Annotated in this window: 8 protein-coding genes; 1 reads left to right on the top strand and 7 read right to left on the bottom strand. The window is 62.4% G+C overall.

What is annotated here, in order from left to right; all coding sequences use genetic code 11:
- The 4 genes from C2I19_RS09565 to C2I19_RS09550 form a co-directional block, all read right to left on the bottom strand.
- The coding region (locus tag C2I19_RS09565; RefSeq protein WP_146056767.1) for an ATP-binding cassette domain-containing protein at window positions 1-492 on the bottom strand (492 nt) is incomplete at its 3' end.
- Between the two features lie 21 nt (window positions 493-513).
- Complete coding sequence (locus tag C2I19_RS09560; RefSeq protein WP_103902479.1) at window positions 514-1,572, bottom strand: ABC transporter permease; 1,059 nt, start codon at window positions 1,570-1,572, stop codon at window positions 514-516.
- A 16-nt stretch (window positions 1,573-1,588) separates the two neighbouring features.
- Window positions 1,589-2,527, bottom strand: coding sequence for an ABC transporter permease (locus tag C2I19_RS09555; RefSeq protein ID WP_103902478.1), 939 nt, complete (start codon window positions 2,525-2,527; stop codon window positions 1,589-1,591).
- A gap of 21 nt (window positions 2,528-2,548) precedes the next feature.
- A complete protein-coding gene (locus tag C2I19_RS09550) occupies window positions 2,549-4,321 on the bottom strand; it encodes an ABC transporter substrate-binding protein (RefSeq protein ID WP_103902477.1) in 1,773 nt (590 codons plus the stop codon).
- Window positions 4,322-4,622: 301 nt separating this feature from the next.
- Between C2I19_RS09550 and C2I19_RS09545 the strand changes: the two genes are divergently transcribed.
- The gene (locus C2I19_RS09545; protein WP_103902476.1) at window positions 4,623-4,991 is read left to right on the top strand and encodes a hypothetical protein; all 369 of its coding nucleotides are present in this window, start codon (window positions 4,623-4,625) and stop codon (window positions 4,989-4,991) included.
- Between the two features lie 39 nt (window positions 4,992-5,030).
- Here the strand turns inward: C2I19_RS09545 and C2I19_RS09540 are convergent, their stop codons facing one another.
- From C2I19_RS09540 to C2I19_RS09530, 3 genes are all read right to left on the bottom strand, one after another.
- Complete coding sequence (locus tag C2I19_RS09540) at window positions 5,031-8,153, bottom strand: efflux RND transporter permease subunit (RefSeq protein WP_103902475.1); 3,123 nt, start codon at window positions 8,151-8,153, stop codon at window positions 5,031-5,033.
- Between the two features lie 10 nt (window positions 8,154-8,163).
- The gene (locus tag C2I19_RS09535; protein ID WP_103902474.1) at window positions 8,164-9,264 is read right to left on the bottom strand and encodes an efflux RND transporter periplasmic adaptor subunit; all 1,101 of its coding nucleotides are present in this window, start codon (window positions 9,262-9,264) and stop codon (window positions 8,164-8,166) included.
- Between the two features lie 153 nt (window positions 9,265-9,417).
- Window positions 9,418-9,691, bottom strand: a 274-nt coding sequence (locus C2I19_RS09530; protein ID WP_146056766.1) for an ExbD/TolR family protein, incomplete at its 5' end; no start/stop codon positions are given.

Below are 9,691 nucleotides of genomic sequence, written 5' to 3'. Positions count from 1 at the left end.
GCCGCCGGACAGCTCATGCGGATAGCTCTTGATCCGCTTCTCCGGTTCCGGCAGGCCCACCTCGCGCAGCAGCTCCACCGCGCGCTTCCACGCCGCGGAACGGCTCAGGCCACCATGCAGGGTCAGCGTCTCCACGATCTGCTCGCCCACGCTGAACACCGGGTTCAGGGAGCTCATCGGCTCCTGGAAGATCATCGCGATGTCCTTGCCGCGCAGCCGGCGCAGCTCGGACGCGCTCAGCTTGAGCAAGTCGCGCCCGGCGAAGCGCAGCTCGGACGCCGGGTCGATCTCGCTGGTTTGCGGCGGCAGCAATTGCATGATGGCCATGGACGTGACCGACTTGCCGGAGCCGGACTCGCCCACCAGCGCCACCGTGCGGTGGGCCGGAATGTCGAAGCTGACGCCCTTCAAGGCCTCGAAGCGGCCGCCGTCTTCCTGGCGGAAACGCACGCGCAGATCGCGCACCGACAGCAGGATCTTGTTATCGCTCATTTCTGTTTCTCCTCATCCCGCTCACTTCGCCGCCGCGCGCGGGTCCAGCGCGTCGCGCAGGGCGTCCACCAACAGGCTGAACGCCGTCACCAATATCGACATGGCGATGGTCACCGCCAGCATCTGCCACCAGTAGCCCTGGATCAACTCGGTCGGCGCTTCGGCCAGCATGGAGCCCAGACTCACTTCGCGCACGCCCACGCCGAAGCCGAGAAAGGACAAAATGGCCTCGTACTTGATCAGCGCCACGGTCAGCAAGGAAAATTGCACCAGCAGCAGGTGGGAAATATTGGGCAGGATGTGGATGAACATCTTGCGGCCGCTGCCGGCGCCGATCGCATCGGCGGCCTGCACGTACTCACGGCCTTTCAGCTTCAGATATTCGGCGCGCACCAGCCGGTAGGTGCCGGTCCAGCTGGTCAGCGCCATCACCGTGATGATGGTGGTGATGCCGCGGCCGGACACCGCGGCGAAGGACAGCAAGAGCAGCATGTCCGGCACCGAGGTGAACACGCTGTAGAACCAGTTGAGGAAGTCATCCGTCTTGCCGCCGAAATAACCGGACACAGCCCCCAGCACGCAACCTATCAGCAGCGAAAACACTGCGCCGAACACTCCGACGAACAGCGATGTAGAGGTGCCTTTCAGCGTCTTCTGAATCACGTCGCGGCCCTGCAGGTCGCCGCCGAAAGGCAGCTTCTCCAGACGCTGCGGCGTATGGTCAGCATATTCGCCGACATGTTTCTCGGCCTCCGTCAGCGCCTTGCCTATCGGGTCTTCCGCGCGGCTCAGCTCGATGATGGGCGCGGCGGCGGTCTTGGCCGCAGGCTCCGGCGGCAAGGCATCGTCCGCAGACTCCGTGATCCAACTCGGCGGCGCATACGGCACGCCGACTTCATCGGTCCAGCTCTTGCCCACCAGATTGAGCCAGCCGCCAACCGCGATCAGCAGGTAGATGGCCACGATCCACATGGAAATGAAACCTACCTTGTTGCGCTTCAGGCGCTGCCAGCCCAGGCCCCACAGGCTGCGGGACGGCGCTGCCGACGCAGCTCCGGCGGTATTCTGCAATGTTGTCATGTTTATTCTCCTCCGCTCACTTCAATTGCACGCGCGGATCGATCCACTTGTACACAAGGTCGCCCAACAGATTGAACACCATGGTGGCGATGGCGATGTAGATGGTGATGGCCTTGATCACCGGAAAATCGCTCTTATTGACCGCCTGGATCACCTCATTGCCCATGCCCGGAATGCCGAAGAAGCTCTCCAGCACCAGCGCGCCCAGCAGCAAATACGGCAGCGACATCATGATGCTGGTCACCACAGGAATCAGCGCGTTGCGCAGCACATGCTTCAGCATGATCTGGCGCTCGGACAGGCCCTTGGCGCGCGCGGTGCGCACATAGTCCTGGCCCAGTTCCTCGACGAAGAAACTGCGATAGAAGCGGATGTCCGGCCCCAGCGAAACCATCAAACCCATCAGCAGCGGCAGCGGCACATAGACGAACAGGTTCACCCAGAACGAATCTCCCCAGCCGCGCACCGGGAACCAGCCCAGCTTGAAACCGAGGAAGAACTGGCCGGCGATGATGTAGATCAGCGCGCTGATCGACATCGCCACCGTACAGATGATGGTGATGATGTGGTCGGTCAAGCCGCCGCGGAAATAGGCCACCAGCGCCGCCAGCGGAATGGCGACGGCCAGCTCCACCAGCAGCATGGCGCCGGTCAGCGTCAGCGACGGCCCCACCCTGCTGCTCAGCACCTCGGATACTGGCTGTTGGGTAGACCAGGAAGTGCCGAAGTTGAGCGTCAGCACCTGGTGAACGAATACCAGGAATTGCTGCGGCAGGCTCTTGTCCAGGCCCAGTTGGGCGCGGATATTGGCCAACACCTCAGCCGTCAGGTGTTTGCCGGCCAATACCAGGGTCGGGTCGCCGCCCACCAGGGTAAACAGCGTGAAAACCAGCAGCATCACCCCGAACAGGGTCGGGATCATTTGCAGCAGCCGGCGGATGATGAATGCAGACATGTTTTTCTCCTCGCTTGCCGCTTATTTCTGCACGTCCAAGAAACGCCAGATGGCGTTGAAGTTGGGGTGTTTTTTGAATCCTTGCACCCACGGCTGGGCCACGGCGTTGGCGAAGCGGCTTTCGCCGAAAATCCACGGCGTATCGCCGGCCACTACCTTGTTCATCTCATCGTACAAGCGGCTGCGCTCAGGGCCGTCCGGCAATACGCGTGACTGTTCGTACAATTTGTCGTAGCGCGCGGAGCGATAGCAGGCGTGGTTGGTATTGCCCACATTGCCGCCGTACAACAGCGCCGTGAAATTGTCGCCGTCCGGGAAGTCTGCGATCCAGGCATCGCCCACCAGGCCGAAGGTGCAGGCCATCAGTTGCTTCGCCTGCTCGTTCCATTGCATCACGCGGAAATTGATTTTCACCTTGATGCGGTCAAACGCCTTCTGCCAGTACTCGTTCCATTGCTTGTCGATGGCGGTGGGGCCGGTCACATAATCGACGACCAGCGGCTTGCCGTTCGGCAAAGTGCGGTAGCCGTCCGCGCCTATCTTGTAGCCGAACTGATCCAGCAAGGCATTGGCCAGCGCCGGGTTGTATGGCGCGGCGGCCCGGAAATCGGGGTTGTGGCCCGCGACATTGGGCGGCACGATGTATTGCGCCTGCACCGCCTGATTGCGGCGGATGTCGCGTATCGTTTCCTGCGTATTGAAGGCCATGGCGATGGCGCGGCGCAGCGCGATCTTGTCCTTGCTAAAACCGCCGACGACAGGGTCTTTCATATTGAAAGCGTAGAACGTCACCTCTTCATCGAGCTCGCGGCTCAACTGGATGCCCTTGTCGCGGAACTCCGCCTTCAGCTCGGCTCGATGCGGATTGCTCGGATCCAGCTTCAACACCTGCCGGATCAAGGGCTGAGGAATCGCGCCCAGCATGTCCAGCTCGCCACTCTTGAACGACAGCCAAGCCGGCTGCTCCTCCTCGATCACGGAGATATCGATGCGATCGATCTGCGGGTAGCGCTTGCCATCCATCGCCTTGGCTATCTTCTGATCCAGCGGCGTCGTCCCGGCCGGATAATGGAAGACCTCCTGACGGAAATTCGGGTTGCGCGCCAGCGTGATGTGATTGCCCGGCTTCCACTCAGACAGCATATACGGCCCGGTCCCCACCGGATGCGCATTGGTGTTGTCGCCATAGGCGTCCACCGCCTCGCGCGCCTGCGCTTCCACCCAACTGCCGGCCAGCACATAAGGCAGCGAGGGGAAAGGCTGCTTGAATTTCAACTGCAAGGTATAGCGGTCCAGCGTCTTCACGCCCTCCACCACCGTGTCGTAATTCAGCTTGCCTTTGCCGGCCTGCTTTGCCAGCTCATCCAGGCCAAGCAATTTGCCGGTGAACACATCGCTCAAGGGCGAAGCCACTGAGGGATCCGACAGGCGCTTGATGGTGTAGACATAATCCGCGGCGGTCAGCTCGCGCTTCTTGCCCTTGAAGGCCGGGTCCGGCGCGAAATAGATGCCCTTCTTCAGATGAAAGGTATACGTCAGACCATCGGCGCTGACCGTAGGCATTGCGGTAACGACATTGGGTATGACTTTTACCGGCCTCGCCAGATAATCGAATGTCAGCAGTGGATCATAGATGTGCTCGATCACCGCGGACGAATAAACGTCCGCTATCTTGGCTGGATCAAAACCGGTTTCCGGCGCGCTGAACGCCACATGCAGCACCTTCTCCGCATGGGCGACGGGCAGCAGGCTGCCCAGCATCATGGCCGTCGCGAGCGTTTTTTTCAGGCGCATGATCTCCTCCTTTGTTGTTCAGGCTCGCCCGGACGACGCGGTCCGGTCTTTCTCCAAGCCTGGTTTCCCCTCGACCGGCGGCAAGGCCTCCGATCATGATCGCGGGTGTTCCCGCTGTTTTCGCGTATTGTCACACGCTTGTTAACACACTCCGCCCTCGCGCAAGACATCCGGAATTGACTCCGGCGCGCGGCGCGGCCATCGTTAAATCATGGCCGTCCAGGCTTGGGCAACATGAACTTCCCTCATGATGCCATGCCTATGAATAATGAATACAGTCAATTCAAGCGAGGAAAAGCCGATGAAATCCATCAAGCTCATCGCCGCCTGCGCTGCCCTTGTCGCGCTGGCCGGATGCGCCACGCCGCAGGGATATGCGCAAAAGGTTTCCATATGGCAAGGGCGCGACGCCAACGAACTGCTGGCCGCCTGGGGCGCGCCCTCCGCCCAGATGACCATGCCCAACGGCAAGCTGCTTTACACCTATCGCAGCGCCTACAGCCAGGACATGCCGATACAGAGCAGCGGCTTCTATCATCCGTGGAGCATCAGCGGCGGCGGTTCCGTCTATTACAGCTGCACCACCAATTTCGTGATCGACCCCGCCAGCCAGCAGATTCTGTCATTCAGTTTCGATGGCAACGACTGCGTGGCGCCGATGAAAAAATAAGGAGAGGCGCCGGCTTGCCGACGGCTCTCCTCCCCGCGCCTACTTCCCTTCCTCCGTCTTCAGCGCCAACGCCGGCTTGCGCCCGCCCAACAAGCGGCGGATGCGCGCGCGCAAGCTATCCATATAGGTGTACACCACAGGCACCACCAGCAAAGTCAGCAGAGTGGATGTCGTCAGGCCGCCGATGATGGCGTGGGCCATGGGCCGGTTGCTTTCCGAGCCGTCCCCGGTGCCCAGCGCCAGCGGCAGCATGCCGAAGATCATGGCCAGAGTCGTCATCATGATGGGGCGCAGCCGCACCCGGCCGGCCTCGGCGATGGCGTCTTCGCGCGCCATGCCGTCTCGTCTTGCCCGGTTGATGAAGTCCACCAGCAGAATGCCGTTCTTCGCCACCAAACCCATCAGCATGATGATGCCGATGATGGAGAACATGTTCAGCGTGGAGCCCCACAGGAACAGCGCGATGAACACGCCGCCGAAGGCCAGCGGCAGCGCCACCATGATGGTCACCGGCATGGTGAAGCTGCGGAACTGCGCCGCCAGGATCAGATAGATGAAGATCACGCCCAGGCCCAACGCGCGCAACGCGTTGACCACGGTTTCCTCCATATCCTTCTGCTGGCCGCGGTGCATGCGCTGCACGCCTGGCGGCAGCTGGATGCCGTCCATCGCTTTATCCACATCGGACATGGCCGAGCCTACGTCACGCCCCTCCACATTGGCGTTGATGCCTATCTCGCGCATCATATTGGTGCGCTTGATCTGGCGCGGGCTGACGCCTTGCCGCGTCTCGATCAGCGTGGACAGCGGCACCATTTGCGCCGAACCATTGGCGTCGGGATTGCCCGCCACCTTCAGCTGGTCCAGCAACTCCTGCCGACGTTCGTCCTTGGGCACGCGCAGACGCACATCGTAGTTTTGGCCATCCGGCGCTTCCCAGGTGGTGACCACATTGCCGGCCAACAGCATGGACAGCAGATTGCCGACGCGGTTGAGATCCACTCCCAGGCTGAGCGCGGCGTCACGCTTCAGCGTCAGGCTCAGCGACGGGTCGCCTTCCGTCAAATTGGACTCGATGTCCTTGACGCCCTTGACCTTGCCGATCTTGGCCATCACCTCGCGCGAAACATCTTCCAGTTCAGCCAGGTTGGAACCGCGCAGACCGATGAAAATGGGCTTGCCCTGCTGCTCGTCATTCGCCACCGCTTTGATCAGCACGCCCGCCACCGGCTGCACGCGCTTGCGCGCGTCGTTTATCACTTCGCTCAATTTGCGCTGGCGCGAGCGCTTGTCGCCGATGTCCAGCGTCAACTGGCCGTCATTCTTGCCCGAACCGAAGTTGCCGGCGCCGACATCCAGCGAGATGGTCTTGATTTCCTTGATGGCAGACAGCGCATCGGCCAGTTCCTTGCCTTTCTGCGCCGTGTACTCCAGGGAGGAGCCCGGCGCAGTCTGGTAGGACACGCCTATCTTGCCGCTGTCGCGCTCGGGAATGAACTCGCCGCCGATCCGCGAGGCCAGCAAAAAGCAGGCCACGGTGAAGCCCAGGGCCAAGGCCAATACGGTTTTGCGATGGCCCAGCACCCAACGGATGACTAAGGCGTAACGGTCAGACAACCGGTCAAGCGACATTTCGAACCAGTCCAACAGCTTGCCCAGCGGACCGCGATGGCGGTCGCCATGGTGGTGCGGGTCATGCCAGATCGAAGACAGCATGGGGTCCAGCGTGAAGCTGACGAACATGGAAATCAGCACAGCCACCGCCACGGTCAGACCGAACTGGTGGAAGAAGCGGCCGATGATGCCGCCCATGAAACCCACTGGCAGAAACACCGCCACCACGGTCAACGTGGTGGCCAGCACCGCCAGGCCGATCTCATTGGTGCCGTCCAGCGCCGCCTGATAATGGCTCTTGCCCAAAGCGGCGTGGCGCACGATGTTCTCGCGCACCACGATGGCGTCGTCTATCAGCAGGCCGATGGACAAGGACAAGGCCAGCAGGGTCAGCACGTTCAGCGAGAAGCCCATGAGTTGCATCGCGAACAGCGAGCCCACCAGCGCTACCGGCAGCGTCAGCCCGGTGATCACCGTGCTGCGCCAGCTGCCGAGGAACAGGAACACGATCAGAATGGTCAGGCCCGCGCCTTCCAGCAGCATGGACTCCACGCTGTGGACCGCCTTCTTCACATCCTCGGACGAATCGCTGGTGAAACGCAGCTCGAGGCCAGGCGGCATTTCCGGCTTCATCTGAGCCAGCAGCTTCTTGACGCCGTCCGCCACCGCCACCTCATTGGAGCCGCGCGCCGCCTTGATGTCTATGCCCAGGCCAGGCTGGCCGTTGACCAGCGATATGCTGTCCATTTCGGCCTCGGTATCGGACACGGCGGCGATGTCGTCCAGCCGGATCGGCGTGCCGTTGCGATAGCCCACGGCCAGCGCGGCGAAATCATCGGCGGATTTCAGCTTGCCGTTGACGCGGATGGCCCACTCCTTGCGGGCCGTGGAGACATTGCCGGCCGGGAAGTCCTGATTCGCCGCCTTGACGGCATCGGCCACATCGGTCAGCGCCAGGCCGGAGGCCTCCAAGCGCACCGGATCGATGTCGATGCGGATCTCGCGCCGCACCGCGCCGACCAGGCTGACATCGCCGACGCCCTCCACCATCTGCAGCCGCTTCTTCAGCACATTGTCCGCCCAGCTGCTCAGTTCGCGCGGCTTTACCCGGCTGGACGTCAGGGACAGCGACATCATGGGCTTGTCGTTGGGGTCCACTTGGGAGACGGTAGGCGTGCCGATCTCGCGCCGGAACTGCCCCTGCACCGAAGCCACTTTGTCGCGCACGCTCTGCACCGCGGACGCGGGATCGACCGATAGCTCGAACTCCGCCACCACGAAGGAGCTGCCCTCGGAGGAATAGGAACGGATTTCCTTCAGGCCGTTGACGGAGTTCAGCGCCTCCTCCAACGGTTTGCTTACCTCGCTCTCCACCACCTCGGGCGAAGCGCCGGTGTACGGGGTGTAGATCACGGCGATCGGCAGGCGGATGTCCGGCATCTCCTCCACCGCCAGCTTCTGCCAGGAGAACAGGCCCAGCACCATCAGCGTCATCATCAACACTGCGGCGAAATACGGATTGCGCACGCTCACGCGGGTCAGCCACATGGCGCGCTCCTCAAATCCGGCCAGCCGGCAAGTTGACGGCGTCGCCGGCCTTGCTGCCCAGCAATTCGCCTACCACCACGCGCGCGCCCGGCGCGATGCCGTCCACCGCCACCAGGCGCTCCGCGTCGGCGCGCAGCGCCACGGTCACAGGCTTTTGCGCCAGCTTGCCCTTCTCCGCCACCATGACCCAGGGCTTGCCGTCTATGTCGCGCACGGCGGCGTAAGGCACCACCACTTTGTCCTTGACCTCGCGCAGCACCACGCCGCCCTTGGCGAACTGTCCCACCTTCAGCCGGCCATCCGGGTTCTGCACCCGCACGTAGAGCGTGAAGCTGCGCGTGCCGGGAATGGCCACCGGATTGATGCGCACCACTTCGCCGCGGCTCGGTTGGCCGCCGCCATCCACATTGAAGCTGGCCGCCATGCCGGCCTTCACCTGGCCCACCAGCCTGGACGGCACGGTGGCGGCGATCTCCAGCGTCGACAGATTCGCCACCGAAAACAACTTCATATTGCGGCTGGCCACTTCGCCCGGATTGATCTTGCGTTCATACACCACGCCATCTATCGGCGCCTTGACCCGGGCGTCGGCCAGCGAGCGCTTGGCGCGGGCCAATTGCGCAGCCTGGGCGCGCAACTCGCCCTCCCTCACCCGGAAATCGCTTTCCAGCTCGTCAAATGCGATTTGGGAAATAAAGCCCTTGCCCAGCAGCTCACGCTGCTTGTCCAGCTTGACTTTGGCCAGCTTCAACCTGGCCCTAGAGTTGTCGAGCTGGGCGCTCTGCTCCTCCACAGACTGTCCCAACGCCTCGGTGTCCAGCACAGCCAGCACCTGGCCTTGCCGCACAGCCTCTCCCTCGCGCACGCGCACTTCCCGCACGCTGGCGTCCACCTCGGACGACACCACGCTGCTGCTCAAGGCATTGAGCGAGCCGGTGAAGGGAACGGTTGCCGCCAGCGGCCGCACTTCGGCCTGCGCCACATCGGCGCCGCTCAAGCGCCGAGCGGCCGGGGCGGACGCGGTTTTTTCCGCCGCGCGCTCGGCATGGCCTTCGCCGCAACCCGCCAGCGGCAAGAGAATCAAAGCAGTTAGACAAAGACGTGTGTTCATATGATCATCACCGGCATAAACCAGCCGTTTAGGCCGATTTCCTGGCATTTATTATAAAGTTCGGGAGATTACCACCCCTCGGACGAAACAAGCGGCCCTCACGGGCCGCCTGCGCTCATCCGATCATGCCACAAGCATCAGTCAATGTGAATGTCATTGGACAAACTGTTCCGACCCCACGATGCCCAGCTTGGTCAAGCCCAGACGCTGCGACTCCGCCAGCACCATCGCCACCGGCTCATAGCTCGCGTCCTTGTTCGGCTTGATATGCAGCTCCGGCTGCGGTTCCGCCTTCCCCGCCGCCGACAGCTTCGCCTCCAGCGCCTCCCGCCCCGGCAAACGCTCACCGTTCCACAGCACCGCGTTGTCCGGCGTGATGTCGATCTGCACCACCGCCGGTTTCACCAACGGCTTGGACGGCGCGTTC

The organism is Chromobacterium alticapitis (genome assembly GCF_002924365.1).
Lineage (GTDB): Bacteria > Pseudomonadota > Gammaproteobacteria > Burkholderiales > Chromobacteriaceae > Chromobacterium > Chromobacterium alticapitis.
Note: the sequence above shows the minus strand (reverse complement) of the source record. Positions and strands in the feature narration are given on the sequence as shown.